Annotated in this window: 13 protein-coding genes; 9 read left to right on the top strand and 4 right to left on the bottom strand. The window is 67.4% G+C overall.

Translation table 11 applies throughout. From position 1 onward, the window contains the following. Positions 1 to 83 precede the first annotated feature (83 nt). A complete protein-coding gene (locus AB0L97_RS18595; protein ID WP_364430935.1) occupies positions 84 to 2,576 on the bottom strand; it encodes an FHA domain-containing protein in 2,493 nt (830 codons plus the stop codon). A 107-nt stretch (positions 2,577 to 2,683) separates the two neighbouring features. Here AB0L97_RS18595 and AB0L97_RS18590 point away from each other — a divergent pair, with 107 nt between their 5' ends. Beyond that, positions 2,684 to 4,129 (top strand): metallopeptidase, encoded by a 1,446-nt coding sequence (locus AB0L97_RS18590; protein WP_355076255.1) that lies wholly within the window; start codon positions 2,684 to 2,686, stop codon positions 4,127 to 4,129. Positions 4,130 to 4,136: 7 nt separating this feature from the next. On the opposite strand, the gene AB0L97_RS18585 is transcribed toward AB0L97_RS18590, so the two are convergent. Next, entirely contained in the window at positions 4,137 to 5,456 is a 1,320-nt protein-coding gene (locus tag AB0L97_RS18585) for an FHA domain-containing protein (protein ID WP_364430930.1), read from the bottom strand. A gap of 145 nt (positions 5,457 to 5,601) precedes the next feature. Here AB0L97_RS18585 and AB0L97_RS18580 point away from each other — a divergent pair, with 145 nt between their 5' ends. The 6 genes from AB0L97_RS18580 to AB0L97_RS18555 all read left to right on the top strand — a co-directional run bounded on the left by AB0L97_RS18580 (position 5,602) and on the right by AB0L97_RS18555 (position 12,027). Continuing rightward, positions 5,602 to 6,807 carry a hypothetical protein gene (locus AB0L97_RS18580; RefSeq protein ID WP_364430928.1) on the top strand — a complete coding sequence of 402 codons (1,206 nt, stop codon included), beginning with the start codon at positions 5,602 to 5,604 and terminating at the stop codon, positions 6,805 to 6,807. A 112-nt stretch (positions 6,808 to 6,919) separates the two neighbouring features. Continuing rightward, on the top strand, positions 6,920 to 8,119 hold the full coding sequence (locus AB0L97_RS18575) for a hypothetical protein (RefSeq protein ID WP_364430926.1): 1,200 nt from the start codon (positions 6,920 to 6,922) through the stop codon (positions 8,117 to 8,119). Further along, a complete protein-coding gene (locus tag AB0L97_RS18570) occupies positions 8,116 to 9,345 on the top strand; it encodes a hypothetical protein (RefSeq protein ID WP_364430923.1) in 1,230 nt (409 codons plus the stop codon). The genes AB0L97_RS18575 and AB0L97_RS18570 overlap by 4 nt, the downstream gene beginning before the upstream one ends. Positions 9,346 to 9,427: 82 nt before the next feature. Continuing rightward, positions 9,428 to 10,960 (top strand): serine/threonine-protein kinase, encoded by a 1,533-nt coding sequence (locus tag AB0L97_RS18565; protein WP_364430920.1) that lies wholly within the window; start codon positions 9,428 to 9,430, stop codon positions 10,958 to 10,960. A gap of 410 nt (positions 10,961 to 11,370) precedes the next feature. Continuing rightward, positions 11,371 to 11,688, top strand: coding sequence for a WXG100 family type VII secretion target (locus AB0L97_RS18560; protein WP_039795679.1), 318 nt, complete (start codon positions 11,371 to 11,373; stop codon positions 11,686 to 11,688). 36 nt (positions 11,689 to 11,724) lie between these two features. Then, positions 11,725 to 12,027 carry a WXG100 family type VII secretion target gene (locus AB0L97_RS18555; RefSeq protein ID WP_355076245.1) on the top strand — a complete coding sequence of 101 codons (303 nt, stop codon included), beginning with the start codon at positions 11,725 to 11,727 and terminating at the stop codon, positions 12,025 to 12,027. A 101-nt stretch (positions 12,028 to 12,128) separates the two neighbouring features. Here the strand turns inward: AB0L97_RS18555 and AB0L97_RS18550 are convergent, their stop codons facing one another. Beyond that, the gene (locus tag AB0L97_RS18550) at positions 12,129 to 13,556 is read right to left on the bottom strand and encodes a type VII secretion-associated protein (RefSeq protein ID WP_364430915.1); all 1,428 of its coding nucleotides are present in this window, start codon (positions 13,554 to 13,556) and stop codon (positions 12,129 to 12,131) included. Further along, the gene (gene eccCa / locus AB0L97_RS18545) at positions 13,556 to 17,587 is read right to left on the bottom strand and encodes a type VII secretion protein EccCa (protein WP_355076241.1); all 4,032 of its coding nucleotides are present in this window, start codon (positions 17,585 to 17,587) and stop codon (positions 13,556 to 13,558) included. The genes AB0L97_RS18550 and eccCa overlap by 1 nt, the downstream gene beginning before the upstream one ends. 170 nt (positions 17,588 to 17,757) lie before the next feature. On the opposite strand from eccCa, the gene eccD reads away from it, so the two are divergent. Both eccD and mycP read left to right on the top strand, forming a co-directional pair. Then, positions 17,758 to 19,224 carry a type VII secretion integral membrane protein EccD gene (gene eccD / locus AB0L97_RS18540; protein WP_364430911.1) on the top strand — a complete coding sequence of 489 codons (1,467 nt, stop codon included), beginning with the start codon at positions 17,758 to 17,760 and terminating at the stop codon, positions 19,222 to 19,224. A 10-nt stretch (positions 19,225 to 19,234) separates the two neighbouring features. After that, positions 19,235 to 20,710, top strand: a complete 1,476-nt coding sequence (mycP, locus tag AB0L97_RS18535) for a type VII secretion-associated serine protease mycosin (RefSeq protein WP_364430908.1) — start codon at positions 19,235 to 19,237, stop codon at positions 20,708 to 20,710. The last annotated feature ends 366 nt before the right edge of the window (positions 20,711 to 21,076 follow it).

Below are 21,076 nucleotides of genomic sequence, written 5' to 3'. Positions count from 1 at the left end.
GGCCGAGATGCTCGTCGTTGCCGTCCCACGCCGCTGGGCGCCGCCTCCGCGCACCGGGGCGTAGCCGGACCGTCCGGACCGCGTCACGCGGCCGACTTCTTCAGTCGCAACCGGCGCCAGGTCATGACCGCGAGCACCACGGTGATCAGCAACAGCACGCCGACGTCCAACGCCCAGATCTCCGCCTTGTGCTGCCAGAGCGTGTCGGCCTGCGCGTTGAGGAACAGGTCGCGGATGTTCACCGTCGACGCGCCCGTCGCGTATCCCCAGCGAGCGGGGAACAGCCAGGACACCTGCTCGAGCACCACCCGGCCGGTGACCGGGATCAGGCCGCCCGCCATCACCAGCTGGCACATGATGGCCACCACCAGCAGCGGCATCACCTGCTCGTTCGACTTGGCCAGCGACGAGAGCAGCAATCCGACGACCACACAGCAGATCGCGGTCAGTGCGATATCGATGTACAGCTCCGCGCTGCCGGACGCCAGCACCGCGCCCTGACCAGGACGCTTCTTGCCCGCGAGGACGATGCCGACCAGCACCGCCGATTGCAGCAGCGCGGTGAAGCTGAACACCGCGATCTTCGCCATCAGATACGCAGAGGGCAGCAACCCCACGGCGCGCTCGCGATGGAAGATCGTCCGTTCGCCGACCAGGTCGCGCACCGTGAGCGTTGAGCCCATGAAGCAGGCGCCCAGGATCAGCACCACGAGCAACTGCTGTGTCTCACTTCCGCCTTCGGGCACGAATGTGCCGTCCGGCAGCGCTCTCAGCGCACCGCGCTGGAAACCGTTCTTCCCCGGCACCACCAGCGACAGGCCGCCGAGGATGAACGGCAGCAACACCAGGAACGTCAGATATCCGCGGTCGGCCAGGATCAGGCGGACCTGCCTGCGCGCCAGGGTCGAGAACTGTTTGCCGCGGCTGGATTGCGGCGGACTGCCCGCGGGCCCGTACGGTTGCGCAGGCGGCGGGGGTGGCGCCGCGAACGCCTGCCGGGAGCGATACGCGGCGAACGCCTGGTCCGGGTTGGCCGCGACGTCGGCGAAGATCTCCGCCCAGTCGCTGGTGCCCAGCGTCGCGCCGACACCGGCCGGATTGCCGCAGTAGGCGGTCTTCCCGCCGGGGGCGAGCAGCAGCACCTGATCGCACATGTCCAAGTGCGCCACCGAGTGGGTCACCACGATCACCACGCGGCCCGCGTCGGCCAGTTCGCGCAGCATCACCATGACCTGGCGGTCCAATGCCGGGTCAAGGCCCGAGGTCGGTTCGTCCAGGATGAGCAGCGACGGGCCGGTCAGCAGTTCCAGCGCCACCGAGGCGCGCTTGCGCTGACCGCCGGAAAGGCGGTCGACCCTGGTGTCGGCGTGCTCGGTGAGCGAGAGCTCTTGCAGCACACCGTCGATGACCTGCTGCCGGTCCTGCTTGCTGTTGTCCCTCGGCAGCCGCAGCTCGGCCGCGAAACCGAGCGCCTGGCGCACTGTGAGCTGGCGGTGCAGCACGTCGTCCTGCGGCACCATGCCGATCCGGGAACGCAGCGCCTCGTACTCGGCGTGCAGGTTGCGGCCTTCGAAGGTGACCACGCCGCCCGAAGGCCGGGTGGTGCCCGCGATCAGGCGCGACAGCGTGGATTTGCCCGCTCCGGACGGGCCGATCAGCGCGGTCAGGGTGCCGCGGCTGGCCGACATGTTCACGTCGACGAGCAGTTGCTTGTTGCCCTCGACGGTGAAGCCGACCCCGTGCACCGCGAGGCCCTGCTCGGCGACCGGCTTCTGCCGGTGCACCAGTGTGCCCTGCTGGACGACGAAGTCGACGTTGCCGATGGTGATGATGTCCCGCTCGCGCAGCACCGCCCGTTGCTGGCGGTGCCCGTTGACGAACGTGCCGTTCGCCGAGCCGAGGTCCTCGATGGCCAGCCCCTCGGCGGAGGCAACCAGGCGGGCGTGCTTGCGCGAGGCCAGCGGATCGTTGACGACGATCTGGTTGTCGGTAGTGCGGCCGATGCTCAGGCCGGTCTGCGGGATCCGGTCGGCGCGGGCGATGGGCGCGGTGCTCGCCCTGGCCCGGACCGGCGGCATGTTCGAGGTGTCCGCCCTGGTCGTCATGTTGATGTTCACCGCGGGCGCCGGTGCGTCCTGGGGCGGCGGATAGTGCGGATGCTGGAACTGCTGCACGGGCCGCCGGACCCCGTGCGGCGGCGGTCCCGGCTGCGGCATCGGAGCCGGTTGCGGCGGGCGCACGGAAGGACGTTGCGGGGGTTGCGGGGTCGCGGGCAGCAGGTGCAACAGCGGGCCGCTGATCGCGTCACCCAGCCGGACCTGCGTGGGGCGGTCGATCGACACCGGCTGGGTCAGCCTGCGCGCGTCCACGAAAACCCCGTTGGTGCTCTTGTTGTCGGTCAACACCCAGGCGCTGCCCTGCCAGGCCAGCGTCGCGTGCACTCGCGAGACGAGCGGGCTGTCGACGAAAAGCGTCACCTCCGGCGCGCGGCCCATCGTGACCTGCTGGCTCGAATCGAATACTCGTTCGTTTCCATCATGGCGCACGGTGATGGTCTGCGCCCCCGGTGAAGACATGCAGCGGATACTATTCCATCACCCGGACATCGGCGGTGCCCCCGATGCGCCAAATGCCCCGATCCGGCGACCGATGTGAACGATCTAGCGGCCGACTAGGGGGAGCCTTGCCGAGAGTCCGAGCGACCGCGCTGGTTGCGACGCTGCTCAGCATTCTGGTGCTGGTCGGCGGCTGTATTCGAGTGGTCGACGGCCGGGCCGTCTCCGTCTACGACGATCCGTTCAAGGTTGCCGGGCTGCCCACCACGAGCGGCCCCAGCGGCCCCCGCACCGGCGTCCCGGACAGCACGCTGACCGCGACCAACGGCGACGGCGGCGCCGTGGACACCCTGGCGCTCAACGCCGTCGACGACATCCAGACCTACTGGCGCGGCGAATTCGGCAAGGAGTTCCAAGGCGAGTTCAAGCCGGTCGAGAAGCTGCTGTCCTGGAGCGCGAAGGCCGGGCGTCCCGAGTCGGTCGAGTTCTGTAAGGAGAGCACCTATCGCTTGGTGAACGCCGCCTTCTGCCGCCTGGACAATTCCATCGGCTGGGATCGGTCGGTGCTGCTTCCCACCATGGAGGAGACCTTCGGGAAGATGTCGGTGGTGATGGTGCTCGCGCACGAGTACGGGCACGCGGTGCAGACCATGGCCAAGATCGTCGGCGCGAAGGACCCGGTGATCGTCAAGGAGCAGCAGGCGGATTGCTTCGCGGGCGCGTTCATGCGGCACGTGGCAGAGGGCAAGGCAAAGCACTTCACGATCAACACCTCCGACGGCCTCAACACCGTGCTCGCCGCCACTGTCGCCATCCGCGACTCCGACCCGGACGATCCGGAGAGCGTGCACGGCTCCGCCTTCGAACGGGTCACCGCCGTGCAGATCGGTTTCACCGACGGTCCCAAGGCATGCAAGGGCATCGACCAGGACGAGATCGACCAGCGCCGCGCCAATCTGCCGCAGAGCTTCAGCGACGACAACGGGCGCGGCGAGTACCCCATCACGAAACAGACCCTGGTCGAACTCACCAAAGCACTCGAAGCCATTCTGCCGATCGACCACGAGCCGACATACGACTACTCACGGGCGAAGATCAATTGCCCCGACGGCGTCGTGACCGAACCGGTGTCGTACTGCCCCGCCGCGAACACGATCGCCACCGATATTCCCGGACTCGCCGAGCGCGGTACCTCGACGTCCGGCGCGGACGACCCGCTGCCGCTCAAGGTAACCGGCGACTACAACGGCTACATCGTGTTCATCTCCCGATACACCTTGGCCGTCCAGCAGAGCCGTGGTCAGAGTCTGGTCGGGGCCAAGACCGGCCTGCGCGCGGCCTGTCTGTCCGGAGTGGTCACCGGCAAACTCGCCGAGTCCGGGCGGCCGGTGGATCAGGGCGATATCAAGCTCGCCGCAGGCGATCTGGACGAGGCGGTCTCGGGGCTGCTCACCGATGGCCTGGCCGCGAGCGACGCCCAGGGCAAGACCGTCCCGAGTGGTTTCTCACGAGTCGAGGCCTTTCGCGCCGGTGTCCTGAACGGCGAAAGCGTGTGCGCCGCGCGCTATTCGTAGCGCGGGCTCAGCGGCCGAACGGCGGCGGCGCGGCCAGTTCGAAGCGCAGCACGCGGTTGCCGAGCATGATCTCGGTGCCCGGCATGAGCGCCATGGACTGGCGTGGCGCCAGGCGCACCCAGTCGCGGTAGCCCGGCAGGCGAGTGCGGGTTCCGTTGGTCGAGCCGCAGTCCACCACCGTCACATCCCAGTTCACCAATCGGATTTCGGCGTGCGCCCTGGACATGCCACCGGAGGCGTCGTCGACCCGCAGCGGGACGAGCCCGCTCTCCGCGGCGGGCGAGCGCTCCGGATCGCGACCGATCACCGCGTCCGCGGCGAGCATGTAGGTCATGCCGTCGTCGAGGATCAGCATGCCCAGCGGCGGGCGGACCACTTCGATCAGCGCTTGGGTCTGGTCGACCGGCATACCGCAGACGGTGCAGAACGCCGCCCGAGGATCGCTGGGATGCGCTCGCGCGCATTTGAATCCCATCACCTTGACCGTCAGCGCGGTGGCCTTCGCGGTCGCCTCGAGCCGGCGCTGCAGCTCCGGGTCGGGCCGCGGCGCGGGATTGGTGCCGCCCAGCTGCGTCGGCGCGTGGTGCGGGTCGATCGGCGTCTGCTCGGTCTGGGCATCGAGCATCGCGGTCGACGGCGCCGTCGGGTATCGCGGCGGTCGCGGCTCCTGCCGTTGCGATTCGGCGGACGGCTCGTATTCGACGCGCGCCGTCGGCACCGGATGCGTCTCCGGGCGGTGGTGCGCGCCGGCGAAGCCGGACTCTCCGCCGTTCGTCGGCAGGCCCGTGCGGGAGCCATCCGTCCAGACGATCGCGCCACCTGCCTGCGCGATGCCCTCGACCAGCCTGCCGATGCCGCGCTCGGGTGGCAGATCCGGGATGCGGCCCTTCGCGTCGTCGACGAACAGCGCCGCCGCCCGCGCCGGAACCGCCGCGACCCGATCCACCGTGAAGGCGGCGTCGCTGCCACGGTATCGCTCGAGCACGCCGTCACCGGCCAGCACGGCGGTGATCGCCCCGTGCAAGAAGATCGCCACGCCCCCGTGCTCGGCGGTGGACAGAATGCCGAAGTCGATCGGCTCGCCCGGGCTGATCTGCTCGGCCTGTTTCATCAGCCAGCGCGTCGCGTGCCGGGCAACCAGAGCGCCGGGGCCACCCGGCTCCCGATCGGTCGCGTCGCGCACCAGTTCGGCCAGTGATTCCAAAGCGACGACGGCGGTCGAGTCCGGGGTGGGCCTGCCCGGCCTGCGGTGCGCGACGACGACGACCGCGCCCGCGACCCTGGCCACGGCGTGGCTGCCGACGACGACCTCGACCTGCCGATCCATCAACGGTATCGGCCTCCACCGGGATTGCAGTGCAAGGTCGTCGCCACACCGACAAGGGTATTGCAATACGACGACCATCGGTCCCCCTACCCGGCGTCCGTCGGGTAACTTCAGTGTCAGCAACGGGAGGAACGAGGGGCCTGAGATGGTTCGGACGCAACGGATCGCGCTCACCGCGTCTTGCCTGGCACTGGCGGGGATGCTGGCCGGTTGCGCGGGTGTGCACGGCACGCCGACCGCGGGTGAGATCGATGTGCGCAAGCTGGAAGTCGGCACCTATCCCGTCGACAAGCACGAGTACAACCAGGATTCGGCGGGCAAAGGCGCGCTGCTGGAAGGCATGCGGATGTCCGACGCCGTGGCTCCGACCGTGCGCATCGACTCCACGCTGAAATTCGGCCGCGGCAGCACCGTCGTCAAGGACGCCGAGCAGGCGCTCGACTTCGTGGCCAAGGTGTCCAGGCCGGTCTTCGACAATCGCAAGCTGGTCGTGGGATACGCCGCCAGCGGCGCCGACCGTCCCGATCCGGCCGGCCAGTCCAATCCGGCCCCGCAGGCCACCGCGGTCACGAACGCGTTGTTCCGCTTCCCCGACGAGGCCACCGCGAAGCTCGCCGCCCGTGAACTCGAGGACGTCGACATCGCCGTTTCGCCGGACAATCGCAAACTGTCGTCCACGAAGTATCCGGACTCCTACATCCACTGGCGGCCCGGCGTTCCCAACGTCGGCACCTTCATGGCGTACAAGGAATTCGTCATCTCCTTGTTCATCCAGCGTCCGACGGCGGATGGCGACGACCTGGTGAAGTGGGTCGACAAGACCTTGGCCGCCCAGGTCGCGCAGCTGGACAAATTCACCCCGACCCCGGTGAACAAGCTCGACACCCTGAAGTCCGATCCCGACGGCCTGCTCGCCCGCGTCGCGGTCGCCGACCGCAAGAACCGCGTGCCGGATCCGGCGACCTTCGCCGTCTACGGCGGCTTTCACACGGTGCACCGCGCCGATGACGAGTCGGTCCACCTGCGCCTGGTCGAGGAAGCCGGCGTGGACCACATCGGCCTGCTCGACGACAGTTACGTCGCTCGCACCCGAGACGCGGCCGCCGCCCAGAAACTGGTCACCGGCCTGCTGGACAGCGAAGGCGCGCACTACGACCCGCTGGGCGCTCCCAAGGATGTCCCCGGCGCCAAGTGCCTGCAACTCAACAGCAAGGGCGACCCGGACCGCGAGTACAAATACCGGTGTTACGTCGCGTACAAACGGTACGTCGGAGTCGTCACCAGTGATAAGGAACCGGACGTGCGACAGAAGGTCGCCGCGGAGTACGCGCTGCTGGCGAACAGTTTCTGAGATCGACGGCGGTAGGCGTCCAGCGCTTTCGCGATCCTCGGCCGCGGGTGGGCCGAAGTAGGATCCGGCGCAACTACCGCAGTCAGGGGAGGGAAGAGTGCAGCACGGCGCGATGTCGAGACCGATCCGAACCGCCGGTGCCCTGGTGCTGGCCTGCGCCGTAGCCCTCGGGGGCGGCGCGTGCGGCGACCCGGCGGCCGGAACGGACAAGTCCGCGCAGCCCGTCGATCTGGCGCAGCTCGACGTGGGCAATTACGCGACGACGCCGCGCGCGTACGGAACAGCGAAGAATCCCGAGCAGGCGCGCATGATCGAGGCGGAGCGGCTCGCGAACTTCCTCCCGCCGCCCTCGGACATCGACCCCGGGTTCGTCTTCCAGAATCCGTCCTTGTCCAAGGTGTTCATCGAGCCGAAGAACGCGCTCGGGCGGATCATGGACGTCTCCCGGTTCGCCGAGGCGGCGCCGGATTTCGTCGCGGGATTCTTCAGCAACGCGGGCAATGCGCCGGACAACCGGGGCACCGACCTGGTCAACGCCGTCATGATCTTCCCGGACGAGCAGAAGGCGGCGGCCGCGGCGGCGGCCCTGGAACGCGTCGACTTCGAGGCCAACAACCGCAACACGCCCGTCCAGATCGCCAAGTACCCTGCCGCGCACGCGCATTGGCAGCCCACGGATCAGTCGATCGGATCATGGTTCGCCACGGGTAAATTCGTCGTCTACACCTGGGTCTACGACTATGTGAAGGTCTACCTGGAGAAAGTCGACCTCGCCGAACTGCTCGCCCTGGTCGAGAAGAGCCTGGACACCGTGGTCCCGGCGATCGGCCGGTTCACGCCCACGCCCGTCGACCAGCTGATGACATTGCCGATCGATATCGACGGCATGCTGAACCGGGCGCTGCCGCGTCCCAGGGAAGACTCCTGGATCGACCCGCCCGGCGCGTACACCGAGCGCGGCGCGCTGCACTTCACCATCGATTCGGCCGACGACCGCCGGATCATCGAAGCGGCGGGAGTGGATCGGTACGCCGCCGACGGGACCCATCTGTTCCGCGCGCGCGACGACGACTCGGCCGCACGACTACGCGAGGAACTCGGCGGACTCACGAAGAAATTCCGCGGAGCCGAGTCACCGAAGGGCCTTCCCGCTGCCCAGTGCAAGGAGTACATCGGCAACAAGACGGTCGTCGTCCGGTTCTATTGTTCGGTGTCCTACGACCGCTACGCCGCGTTCGCCTGGTCGCATCAGCTGCTCGACGCACAGCAACGCATCTCCGCCCAGTACGCATTGTTGGTGAATGCCGCATGACAGGATTCCGCACCGCCGCTGTCGCTCTCGCGTGCACGCTGGCCGCCACGATCGTCACCGGCTGTGGTTCGACGCTCGCGGGAACCGCGCGGCCGGGTGAGATCGATATTCGCGGTCTCGACACCGGCAACTACCCCACCGAGCCGCCGAACGCGCACGACGACGACTATCAACCACTGTTCATCGACATGGGAAAGGTCGCCGCCATGCGGCTGGCCGATCACGTCGCCTCGGCCTACGACATCGATCCCAGGATGAAGTACAGCTGGACGCCGTCGAGTATCAGCAAGGGAACGCTGCCCGGGGAACTCGGTCGCCAGGAGGACATGCGACCGATCGCGGAACGCAACCGCATGATGTACGGGTTCCACACCAACGGATCGGATCAGAATGTCAGCCTGATCGCCTCCGGGTGGCCGACCAAGCCCCGGCCCAATTCCACCACGATCGGCACGATCGTCATGCAGTTTCCCGACCCGGACCGCGCACGTCAGGCCGCGAACGAGTTCTACGACGCCGATCTCGGCGCCTACCGCGACCAGAACGAGCCGGTCACGCTGCCGCGCCGGCCGCAGGCGCGAGCGCACTGGCGTCCCGGCTCGCCCTTCCTGCGCGCGATGCTCGCGCACGGCTCCTACGTGGTGGCGTTCCTCGTCTCGGCCAACGCTCCCGACCGCAACGCCCTCGTCACTCTCGCGGAAAAGGCGTACGACGTTCAGCTTCCGCTGCTCGATCAGCTGGCTCCGCTGACCGAGGAGGAGATGCTGCGGTTGCCTTGGGATCCCGATCATCTGCTGAGCCGCACCCTGAATCCGGCCGGCGTCCAATCGCCCAGCTACGACGATTCGCACGCCTTGTTCGGCCTGCGCGGCATCATGCAATACGCCGAAGACCTCGATTACGCGAAACAACGTTTCACGGCGATGGGGGCCGAGAAATTCGCCGTCTCCGGAGACACATTGGTGATCCGCACGCCGAACCAGGAAACGGCCCGGCGGATCGCCGCGGAACGCATCACCCCTACAGTGGTTGCGGGTCCGGCCGATCCCCCGCAGCACCTGCCCGATTCGGCGTGCGTGGAGAACCGGAGCGGAGTTTTCGACGACAGGCGATTCACCTGCGTCGTCGCGTATAAGGAATACGTCGGATTCGTCGCGGCGAATCAACTGCTGGACGCGCAACAGCGCGCCGCCGCACAGTATTCCGTTTTCGCGAACAGCCGATAATGCGGCACTTTCGTCGCGAATTCGGTCGAGTATGCTGCGTGGCGAACGCCAGCGGCCCGCGTGGAGTCAGGAGATCGTGCACATGGCGATTAGCCCCGGGACCATTGTCGGCGGGTACCGCATCATGCGGGTGCTCGGCGCGGGCGGCATGGGCACGGTGTATCTGGCCAAACATCCCAGTCTGCCCAGGACCGACGCGTTGAAGGTGCTCGGCGGCGAACTCAGCCGCGACTACGAGTTCCGTACCCGCTTCGAGCGTGAAGCCAATCTCGCCGCCGGACTGGATCATCCGAACATCGTCTCGGTCTACAACCGCGGTGAAGAACACGGCCAGTTGTGGATCGCCATGCAATACGTGGACGGCACCGATGCCGCCGCCGAACTGGCTCGCGACCCGCATGCGATGAATCCGCTTCGCGCACTGCGTATCACGACCGAAGTCGGCAAAGGACTCGACTACGCGCACCGCAAGGGCTTGCTGCATCGCGATGTGAAACCGGCGAATTTCCTGCTGTCCGCGCCTGCCGCCGGCGAGGAAGAGCGCGTGCTGCTCACCGATTTCGGCGTGGCGAAAGCCAATGATGACACCACCGAACTCACGCAGACCGGTAGTTTCGTCGCGACCATCGCCTACGCCCCGCCCGAGCAGCTCACCGGCAGCCCGCTCGACCACCGCGCCGACGTCTACAGCCTCGCGTGCTCGTTCTTCAAATTGCTCACCGCGCGCAACCCTTACCCGGGAACCCAACCCGCGCTGGTGATGATGGGGCATCTTCACGAGCCCCCGCCGCTGGCCACCGCCGTCAACCCCGGCCTGCCGCCCGCCATCGACCACGTTTTCGCCCGCGCCATGGCGAAGAACCCGGCCGAAAGATTCAACAGCTGCCGCGAATTCACCGATGCGGCGGCGAGCGCCCTCATTCCCGGCTACAACCCCGTCGCCACCAACACCTCCCCGACCTATCCCATCCAGGTATTCGATCCGCGGCCTGGGACCGACTCCCGAGTGGCCATCTCCGGTCAAGGGAGCGCCGCACGACCCGCGCGCAAGAACTGGCCGCTCGCGGCGGCCGCGGGCGTAGTGGCCGTCGCACTCGCCGCGGGGATCGGCATTTGGGCCTCTAATCGCGAGGGGCAAGCACCCGATCCCGCTGTCGCCACGCCGAGCAGCACGGCAGCGCTGTCGCCGCTGGACCGGGCGCGAGCGGACAACCCGGTATTCCGGGGCAAGACGATCACGATGGTCGACGTGCCGCGCGGCTCGCAGGTCTCGATCTTCCTCGGCGGCACCCCGCAAACCGAGTTCCTGCAGAATCTCGGATTCGTCTACAACCTCAACTACCGGCGCGCGGGCGACGAGGCATCGCCTCGCGAACTGACCGGAACCAACCGGCTGGAAGTAGCGGCGGACGGCTACGTGCTGGCCGTGCGCAGCGACGAAAAGGCCGGCGGCGGCGGTCTGCTCGGCCTTCCGTACCAAGTGGCGGGCACCCGTGCCACGGTGATTCCGCTGGACGATCCCGCGGCCGTCGCCGCGGTCCGCGACTGGAGCGAGTCGTCCCAGCAGACGTTGCTCGACCGTCTGGTGCCGGTGCTGCGCAATCGCGTGAAGTGATTCGGTCGCGTCCGCTGAATCCAAGCCTTCGTAGGGTTTTCGGTTCGCGCGACCACCGGATTTCGTCATTCTGCTGGTAGCGGCGGACTTAGGCGTTCGGTAAGGTGTACCGCAGCCAGCCCACTCGCCGATCATTACAGCAGCGAGCAGGGGGAAGGAGGGGAGCCGAGCGCTGGCGTTACAAGTCATGCAGACCCGGATCGCATCGTGGTCTTCCGAGCAGGCCCGTGCGCGGCCGCCGAAATCTACGGACGAGCCGGGCTGAGGGGCGCAGGGCCCTGATCCCGTGGGGCGATGCCGAACTTTCTCGAGTCGGATGGAACCGATCAGACCCGCACCGCGTCCAATCAGATGTACAGGCCAACTGAGGCTTCCGCCGTTGGCCGAGACGGGAACCGAAAGGAGCCGAAATGGCAGGACAGCTCGAAGCGAGCGAAGAGGCGATCTCGAAGTTTGTGGACAACTGCCGGCAGCGGCACCAGGATCTGCAAACCGCGATCACCGCACTGAACAGCAAGTCGGATCAGACCACCGCCACCTGGAGCGGTGCGGCTCGTCAGGCGTTCGACACGTTCATGGACAGCTACTTCGCCCAGGCGCGGAAGCTGAACGACCAGCTGGACCAGACGTCGGACAAGCTCGCCCACGCCGGACGGAAGTTCGCCGATCAGGACCAGCAGTTCGCCCAGCAGGTGGCCGCGCAGGCCTCCAGCCTGGACCTTCCCTGATCCGATAGCCGAACCACAGACAACAAGGAGCTCCCCATGGTAGCGAACGATCCCGGTCGGATTGCTTCGAACTTCGGCGAGGTCGAGGCGGGCGCCCAGGCCATCGTGTCCGAAGCGCGCAGCGTCATGACCATGCTCGAAGATTTCCACAAGCAGGTCACCGACTTCGTGACCAACTACTGGAAGGGTGACGCGAACGACGCGTTCGCGTCGCTGCAGGCCCAGTGGAACACGCAGGTCACCCAGCTGAACACCACGCTGGAAAGCGCGGGCAAGCTGGTCAGCAGTGGCAACTCGGACCTGCAGGGTACCGACACCGCGCTGGCGGGCCTCTTCTGAGATCCCGTCTCGGCTGATTCGAGCCCCCGGTACTTCGGTGCCGGGGGCTCGAATCGTTTTGCGCCGCAGTGGAGTCGGCTAGGTATGCGTGCCCGCGCCCCTCACGGCACGACGCGGACCGTATCCCCGAAATGCGAGCACGGGGCTTCCAATTGCCCCCATTCGTCTCCTGCGTACTGGCAACCGATACTCAGCTGAATTCCGAACTCCAACAGAACATGCCAGCGAACGGTTGATCCGTCTCCGGGATGTTCCAGGTAGGCCAAGCCGGAACGGCCACCGAACATCACATCCTGCTGCAAGTCGGTCAGCACCCCTGGCGGACGCTGCGCGATCTGCGCTTCCAGCTTCGCCGCGACCTGCGCGTAACTGGAGGACGCAGTCAGCGGCGCCTGCATTACCGTAATTCGTTGCCGCACAGCATCATCGGGTACCAGATCGACACGAGCGCGCCCCGTGTCAGGCGACTGGGCAATACGCCAGCCGGGCGGGACACGGAATCGGATTCGGCCGAAGGCCTCCGGTGCCGCCTCGGCCGGCGGGCCGACCGGCGGCGGTGCGGCGGTCGGCGACGCCGCTTCCGTGCTGGGCGCCGCTACCGTCTCTTCGCCGCGGCGACCGGACAAGACAACCGCACCGACGATCGTCAACGCGACGACCACCACGGCCGCGATCGCGGCGATCGCGATACGCGCGGCGCCATATCGAGGCTGTCGTGTCGCGGCACGCTCGCGAAGCGGTCGCATCCACTGTGTCTGCGCGGCGTGGACTTCGCGTGCCTCGGTCCGCCGCCCCCGGACGAGATCGGGACCGGCGACCGCACGCAGCTCGACATCGGCACCTATGGACTGCTGGACCGCCTCACGGAGCAAGTCCAGTTTTCTGGTATCACTGAGAGCCGCCACTTGCACGAGGTCGATCGGGCCGCTGTCGAGCAACCGAGTGATCAGGTTGCACAGAGCGGCGAAGCCCGCGGATCCGCTCTCGATCTCGGCCAACGCGAGTGTCGGCTCGTGCTCACAGGATTCGATATGCACGCCGCGATGGCTTCGGATGACCGCCGACGCCGTGGTGGCCAGCGTGCCGAACTCCAGTACCAGCGTTCGCCGACTGTGGCTGGTGCCCTCGTCCGACGCGACCGAACGGACCGCGATGTCCTCGAACACGACATCCGAGGCCACACGGCGTGCCGCCTGAGCGAGCACGCCACGACGGGCCGCGCCCCATTCGGTCGGGCAGACCAACGTCATCCGGGCACACGGAGTATCGACACGAAGATGCTCGAGCGCACTCGCGAAAACGGCGCTCATCGCGTCCACCACCGAGGGTGTGCGGGGTGGCAAAGCTATGGCATCGGCGGGCACGAATTGCACCACCGAACCGACGTGGGTAGGCGGGCTCAGCGATTGCCCCACGACGAGGTCGAAGCCATTGCTGCCCAGGACCACCGACGGCGGCGCGTCCCAGTGCGTGTCGGCGCCACGCGCCCAGATACGCGCCTCGGTGACGACGAGCTCGACCTCGGACATCAGGGCAACGGCATCCACGCCGTCTGGACCAGGCCCTCGACATTACGGGTGACGTAGGTGCCTCGGCCCGGCGGCATCGGGCTCGGTCGCTTGGTGCCCATCAGGACGCCCTCGTCCTTGCTGCAGCTCAGGATCAGGCCCGCCGAGCCCAGATCACGCATTCGAGCCAACGTCGCCTCGAACATCGCCCTGCTCGCACCACCCGAGCGCCGGGCGATGATCACGTGGAAGCCGAGGTCTCGGGCGTGTGGCAGATGTTCGAGCAGCGCCTGGACCGGGTTGCCCGCGGAGGTGGCGACCAGATCGTAATCGTCGATGATGACGTACAACTCCGGTCCGCTCCACCACGAACGATCCCGCAACTGCTGCGGCGTGACGTCCGAGCCCGGCGTGCGCTTGCCGACATACGCGGCCAGGTCGTTCATGTTCTGGGTGAACTGCGGCGCCGTGGAACCATAGCCCGCGAGATAGCCCTCCGGAACCAGTCCGAGCATGCCGCGGCGGTAGTCGCCGATGATGAAGCGAGCCTGATCGGGGGTGTTCGACGCGGCGATGCCCTCGATCAGCGAGCGCAGCAGCGTCGTCTTTCCCGATTCGGTGTCGCCGATGATGATGAAGTGCGGGCTCTCCACGAAGTCGATGTAGACCGGCGCGAGCTCGGACTCATTGATGCCGAACGGGATTCGCAGGCACTTCGCATTCGGGTCGACCTGGGCGGGCCAATCGCCCGCCAGATACAGCAGCTGCTCGCGCGGGAGCTGTTCGGGCAGCATGCGGACCTGCGGCGCGTGCCGGCCCGGCGTCAGCCTGGCGATGGCGGCGACCGCGTCCGCGACGGCCTGGGTGAGGTCGGTCGGGTCGGAGCTGCCGTCGATGCGGGGCAAGCCGGTCAGCATGTGCAGGCACTCCGGGGTCATACCGCGGCCCGGTCGCCCCTGGGGAACCAGTGAGGCGAACTTGCGGCCCAGATCGGAGTCCATCGGATCACCGAGGCGCAACTCGATCCTGGTGCCGATCTGATCCTTGAGCGCGGGCCGCGCCTCCGCCCAGCGGTTCAGCGCGATGACCACGTGCACACCGTAGGACAGACCCTGCACGGCGAGGTTCATGATGGTCTGCTCGAGCATCTCGAAGTCCTGGCGGATCGAGCTGAAACCGTCGATCACCAGGAAGACGTCGCCGAACGGATCCTCGTGCGCGCCCGCGGCGCCCGGGCTGGCCGCCGGGTCCATCGCGCGCAGCCTGCGGAAATCGGTCATCGATTCGATGCCGAGCTGGCGGAAGCGCGCCTCGCGCTGCCGGACGATGGTGGTCATCTCCGCGATGGTGCGGCGGACCTGGTCCTCGTCCAACCGGCTGGCCACCGAGCCGACGTGCGGCAGCCCTTGCAGGCTCGCCAGGGTGCCGCCACCGAAGTCGAGGCAGTAGAACTGCACCTGTTCGGCGGTGTGCGTCAACGACATCGCCATGATGAGTGTGCGCAGCGCCGTCGACTTGCCGGACTGCGGGCCACCGACGATGGCGACATTGCCGCGGGCGCCGGACAGGTCGATGACCATCGGGTCGCGACGCTGGTCGTACGGGCGGTCGACGATGCCGATCGGGGCACGCAGCGTGGACACCGGGGAGTATTCGCCGGTGAGAACGGAGCGCGGGACGAGCTGGTCGAGCGTCGGCGCCTCGTCCAGCGGCGGCAGCCAGATCTCGTGCGCCGGGCGGCCGTGGCCGCGGATCCGCGCGACCAGCATGTTCAGGTTGGACAGCTGCTCGCCGTCCTCGTCCTGTTCCGGTTCCAGGCTCGGTTCGGGCGGCAGCGGAACGCGGTCCGCCGCCCGGAAGTCGACATGGGTAGCGGTGAACGCGCGCGCCCTGACATCGATTTCACCGGACTGCGTGGCAACGGTCATGTCACGCTGCGAGCCACCGCCGACATACGCGCCGGAGACATAGGAAGCCTGGAAACGCTGGATCTCTCCGGAGTCGGCCTTCAGGTAGCCGCCACCGGGATTGTTCGGCAGGTTGTAGGCGTCCGGCACACCGAGCACCTGACGAGATTCGTTGGCGGAGAACGTTTTCAGGCCGATCCGATAGGACAGGTGGGATTCCAGGCCCTTGAGCTTGCCTTCCTCCAGTCGCTGCGAGGCGAGCAGCAGATGCACGTGCAGCGAGCGGCCGAGGCGGCCGATCATGACGAACAACTCCGCGAAATCCGGGTGCTGAGTGAGCAGTTCGGAGAACTCGTCGAGCACCACGAACAGTGCGGGCAGCGGGTCCAGGTCGGCGCCCGCGGCCCTGGCCTTCTCGTACTCCAAGACGTTGGCGAAGTTGCCAGCCGCGCGCAGCACTTCCTGGCGGCGGTTCATCTCACCGGCCAGGGCGTCCTTCATGCGGTCGACGAGATCGGCCTCTTCCTCCAAGTTGGTGATGACGGCGGCGACGTGCGGAACGCCCTCCAAACCGAGGAACGTCGCGCCGCCTTTGAAGTCGACCAGCACCAGGTTCAACTGGTCGGGCGAGTGCGTGGCCAGCAAGCTGAGCACGAGGGTGCGCAGGAACTCCGACTTACCGGAGCCGGTGGCGCCGATGCACAGGCCGTGCGGGCCCATGCCGTTCTCGGCGGCCTCCTTGATGTCCAGTTCCACCGGAAGGCCATCGGCGCCCACACCGAACGGGACGCGCAGGCGTTCCCGTCCGTAGCGCGGCCGCCACGCGTGCTCCGGGTTGAAAGTGCCGATGTCACCGAGGCCCATCAGCTGCGCCCACGTCGAGATCACGTCGGCGTCATCGGTTTCCACGTCGCTGCTGCGCTGGGTGGCGGCACGGTACGGGGCCAGCCTGCGCGCCACCTGCTGCGCCTGCTCGGGGCTGATTCGGTCGATCAGCGCGAACCGCTCCTGATTGCCGGTCGCGCCGCGGCCGACGCACTCGCCGTTCTCGACGATCATCTTGATGCCGCGCGACACCGCCAGGCGCGGCGCGTAGCCGCACAGGTCGATGATGGTGACGCCCTCGTAGCCGGATTCGCGCAACTGATCGTCCTCGGCCTCGAGCAGACCGCCGTCGACCACGATGACGATATGCACCATGTTCGCGTTGGCGGGCTGGTTGCGCGAGTATCGGACCCGGTTGCCGAGCAACGGATGCAACCCCGCCATCGCCTCCCGGATCGAGCCGTAGAACATGCGCTGGGTACCGATGCCGTCCTGCGCGTCGGGGTGCTGGGTGTGCGGGAGCCACTTGGTCCACTCCCACTCCGGCGCGGTGTCCGGCCCACAGACGACCGCGACGAGCACCTGGTCGGGAGCCTGGAACATGCACAGCTGCACCAGCATCGCTCGGGTCATGTCGCGCGCCTGGCCGCGGTCGCCGTCCAGCGCGATGGTGGCGAAGCCCTTGACCGCGATGGCGGTCGGCAGATCGGGCACGGTCGAATGGGCGCGCACGAAGCGGCGCAGCGAGACCGCGGCGATCGGCTCGAGCTCCTCGACCGGACCGGTCTCAGGAGCGACCAGTCTGGTGGCAAGGCGCTGGCCGCCGAGACCGATGCGCGCGTGGCAGAAGTCCTTGTCCCCCGCGCGGCGTTCCCACATGCGGCTGGTGCCCGCGAGCATCCAGACCAGTTCCGGCTCCGGGTGGCTCCATTCGACGGAAGCGCGCTGCTGAGCGGCGGTCTCGTCGACGTCCTTGCGCACCTGGTCGAGGTAGCGCAGATAGTCCTTGCGATCCTCGTTGGCCTCGGCGGCCTTCTGCCCCTTGCCCCCACCCTGGCCCGCGAACATGCCGACCATCGAGAACACCATCATGAGCGGGAACATCATGCTCATCGGGTTGGAGGCGATGCCGCCGCCCTGGGTGAACATCAGGGCCATCATGCCGACCATGCCGATCACCATCACGGCGGGCATGAGCTTCAGGACGAGGTTTCCCGGTGTGACCCGGGGGATTTCGGGCGGGGGTTGCAGCGTGACCTCGCCGCCGGGCGTCCTTGGCATCTCGCGGCGCGCACGGCGCTGGAAGCGGACAGTGCTCATCGACGAGATTCCCCCTTCGGCCAGCTGTGATTCGGCCTCAGTGTAGAGGTCACAGCCGACATGTCGTACAGTTCGACCAGCATTCTGCTGCCCGGACCGAGGGTTCGCAAGCTCGCCCCCGGCCCGCCGAGTCGTGGAATCACGAGGTAGAAGACCGAGTTGGGGGAAGCTTGACGCACGCGCGACTTGACCACATCGACGAAGAATCCTCGCGCGGGATCGTCCGCGCCCCCGACCTCGCCCGGGTGACGATTCTGGCCAAGCACACTCAGGTCGACATGGCCATACCGGTCGACGTGCCGGTCGCGCTGGTGATTCCGAGCGTGGTCGACATGGTCGCCCAGCACAGCCGCTCCAACGACTTCGACAACGAGGGCGAGCGTTACGAGCCCGCGGAGTGGGTGCTCGCCCGGATCGGCCATCCGCCGTTCTCCAACTCGCTCAGCCTCGGCGAGCACGGCGTCCGCGACGGCGAACTGCTGATGCTGGAGAGCGCTTCGCACACCGCGCCGACACCGCTGTTCGACGACATCATGTACAACGTCGCGATCGCCGACGCCGACCATTACCGCAGCTGGACCCCTCGGGTCGCGCGGATCACCGGCTCGGTGCTCGCGGCGCTCACCATGATCGTCGGCTGTCTCGGGCTGCTGCTGTCCCCCGGCTCGCTGCCGATCGGGGTCGGCGGTTCGATCGCGCTGGTGGTCGCGATCCTGCTCGTCGTCACCGCGATGGTGCTGAGCAGGATGTACGGCGACAACGGCACCGCGCTTGTGCTCGGCGGCTGCGCGCTGCCCGCGGCGTTCAGCGCGGGAATGCTCTACGTGCCGGACGATTACGGCTGGGCGCACATCCTGCTCGGATCGGTCCTGGCCGGGGCGACGGCGATTCTGGCGTGGCGGGTCACCGGCGTCGGGCTCGCGTTGTTCATCGGCGGGGCCGCGCTCGCCACCTACGCGGTGCCCGCGGCGCTGGTCGGCCTGCTCACCGACCAGCCGGAGCGGGCGATCGGCGCAGGCGCGGCGGCGCTCGGGCTCGGCGGCCTGTCCCTGGCCCCGCGAGTCTCCATGCTGCTGGCGAAATTGCCACTGCCACCGGTGCCTTCGCCGGGCACACCCATCGATCCGACCGAGGACGACCCGGACGATCACCGCGCGCTGCCGACCATGGAGGTGCTGCGAGTGAAGTCGGAACGCGCCCGCATGTACCTCGCGGGCCTGGTGGCGGCGACCACGCTGGTCACCGTCGTCGGCGCGCTCGGCGCCACCGACCCGGCGTCCGACGACCCGTACTGGCCGGGCATCGCGCTCGCCCTGGTCTGCGCCGTGGTGCTGATGTTCCGCAGCCGCACCTACGCGGGCGCGGAACAGGCCGTCGTTCTCATCTCCGGTGGCGCGGGCATCGTGCTGATCATGTTGGTCGGCGCCGGTTTCGCGATGCACCAGCCGCTGGCCGTGTTCGGCGCGGCGATGGTGGTCCTGATCGCGGCGCTGATCCTCGGCATCATCATCCCGAACCAGTCGGCCACCCCACCGATGCGGCGCGGCGTCGAACTGCTCGAGTACACATTCGTCGCCACGGTCCTGCCATTGGTCTTCTGGGTGGCGGACCTCTACGCCATCGTTCGCGGGCTGTGAGCTCGGAGCGATGAGTTCGAAACAGCGGGTCGACAGTTGTTTCCGAGCGGTTCGGTTGAGCACGGCGGTCTGCGTGTTGGCGCTCAGCGTCTCCGTCGGTGCGACTGCCGGAATTCCGGATGCGCACGCCGAGAAGCCCACCGTGAGCCCGAACACGGCACCGCCACCTGGCGAACCGGCCGCTCCGCCGGACAAGACCGAGCGGGCGTCCAATACTCCGTGCGTCAGTACCGGTTCGGGCGGCAACGGACCCTCGACCCCGGACGCACAACGCTCCCTCGACTTGCAGCACGCCTGGCGATTTTCCAAGGGCGCAGGTCAACTCGTGGCAGTCATCGACACCGGTGTCGCGCGCCATCCGCGCCTGCCGGGGTTGATCGCGGGCGGCGACTATGTGAGCAATAGCGACGGAACCGAGGATTGCGATGCGCATGGGACGTTGGTCGCGGGGCTGATCGCCGCGACAGAGGTCGACGGTCAGGGCTTCTCCGGGGTCGCCCCCGAGGCGCGAATCCTCACTATCCGCCAGACCAGCAAGCTGTACCAGAAGGAAGGAGCAAATCGGGACAAAGGGCCCGATGCGCTACCCCAGGGATACGGCACCACTCGCACCATGGCGTCGGCGATCCGCCGCGCGGCGGACATGGGAGCTACCGTCATCAATATCTCCGAAGTCGCGTGCAAGCCGACTTCGGAGCCTTTCGAAGACACCGAGTTGGGTGCTGCGGTCCGGTATGCCGCGATCGAGAAGGACGTAGTTATCGTCGTAGCAGCCGGCAACAGCAGCAACGGCAGCGATGGCGGCGACAGTTGCAAGGGCAGCAACGCGGTCATCGATCCTCTCGACCCCGCAGGGGACCCGTGGGGCAAGGTAGATCTGAACGTGTCGCCGGCCCGCTATGACGACTACGTGCTCGCTGTCGGTTCCATCAACGGGAACGGGCAGCCGTCGACGTTCACAGTGCCCGGACCATGGCTTGGTGTGGCGGCGCCCGGCGAGAACATCACCTCCCTCGATCCACTGTTCAACGATCCGAACAGCAAAGGAACCGCAGTTCAACTCGGCAGCGTCCAGCAATCGGGGAGACTCGGGCCGATTCAGGGCACCAGTTTTGCGACCCCGTTGGTTTCAGGGGTGGCTGCCCTGGTGCGAGCCCGCTTCCCGGAGCTGAGTGCACTGGAGGTCATCAAGCGCATCGAGGCGACCGCCCATGCCCCTGCGGAGGGCTGGAATCCATACATCGGCTACGGCGCTGTCGATCCGGTCGCCGCCTTAACCGCCGAAGTACCGGAAACGCTCCCGCCAAAGCGCCCCGCAGCAGCTTCGAGTGTGCAATTGCGGGTTCCTTCGCCGACCCCACCGCCCGACCATCGTGCACGAAATGTAGCGCTGATCGGCAGCGGCAGCGTTGCGGTACTACTGGTGCTGGGCATGCTCGCCTCGTTTCCGATCCGCCGCCGATTCGGCGTCCGCGAAGACGAGTGACCCGCTGGACACGCATCACCGGGCGTGATCACGGATAAGAGTTGGGCCCTCCAGAACAAGCCCCACGACTTGGTCTCCACCCATTCCCAAGGCTCGCAGTAACCCCGGGCGCAGTCGAACCCTCGTTACTACGCCGGTATTCGGCGTTTCGCTTCGCTGCTTCCTTCTCACATGCGTCTGGGCTGCAGTACTTGGCGATCGGGTCCGCGTACGCCTGCCCTGCATTGAGCGCACGACTCCTCCGACAACGGCAACTGACGCAGCGAACGATGCCAGTGCCGAAACTCTTCTATTCATGCGAAACCCCTACCCAGGCCCGCCGTCCAGCAGCTGCTGTGCGGCTACAACGACGAAATAGCCGCCCTG

Origin of the sequence: Nocardia sp. NPDC051911, assembly GCF_040681035.1 — a bacterium.
GTDB lineage: Bacteria > Actinomycetota > Actinomycetes > Mycobacteriales > Mycobacteriaceae > Nocardia > Nocardia sichangensis.
This window is presented reverse-complemented; position numbering and strand designations above follow the sequence as displayed.

Excerpts from the sequence above, each read along its gene's own strand:
- AB0L97_RS18595 (WP_364430935.1), bottom strand. The coding sequence starts at position 2,576 with ATGTCTTCACCGGGGGCGCAGACCATCACCGTGCGCCATGATGGAAAC.
- AB0L97_RS18585 (WP_364430930.1), bottom strand. The coding sequence starts at position 5,456 with ATGGATCGGCAGGTCGAGGTCGTCGTCGGCAGCCACGCCGTGGCCAGG.
- AB0L97_RS18580 (WP_364430928.1), top strand. The coding sequence starts at position 5,602 with ATGGTTCGGACGCAACGGATCGCGCTCACCGCGTCTTGCCTGGCACTG.
- AB0L97_RS18575 (WP_364430926.1), top strand. The coding sequence starts at position 6,920 with ATGTCGAGACCGATCCGAACCGCCGGTGCCCTGGTGCTGGCCTGCGCC.
- AB0L97_RS18570 (WP_364430923.1), top strand. The coding sequence starts at position 8,116 with ATGACAGGATTCCGCACCGCCGCTGTCGCTCTCGCGTGCACGCTGGCC.
- AB0L97_RS18565 (WP_364430920.1), top strand. The coding sequence starts at position 9,428 with ATGGCGATTAGCCCCGGGACCATTGTCGGCGGGTACCGCATCATGCGG.
- AB0L97_RS18560 (WP_039795679.1), top strand. The coding sequence starts at position 11,371 with ATGGCAGGACAGCTCGAAGCGAGCGAAGAGGCGATCTCGAAGTTTGTG.
- AB0L97_RS18555 (WP_355076245.1), top strand. The coding sequence starts at position 11,725 with ATGGTAGCGAACGATCCCGGTCGGATTGCTTCGAACTTCGGCGAGGTC.
- AB0L97_RS18550 (WP_364430915.1), bottom strand. The coding sequence starts at position 13,556 with ATGTCCGAGGTCGAGCTCGTCGTCACCGAGGCGCGTATCTGGGCGCGT.
- eccCa (WP_355076241.1), bottom strand. The coding sequence starts at position 17,587 with ATGAGCACTGTCCGCTTCCAGCGCCGTGCGCGCCGCGAGATGCCAAGG.
- mycP (WP_364430908.1), top strand. The coding sequence starts at position 19,235 with ATGAGTTCGAAACAGCGGGTCGACAGTTGTTTCCGAGCGGTTCGGTTG.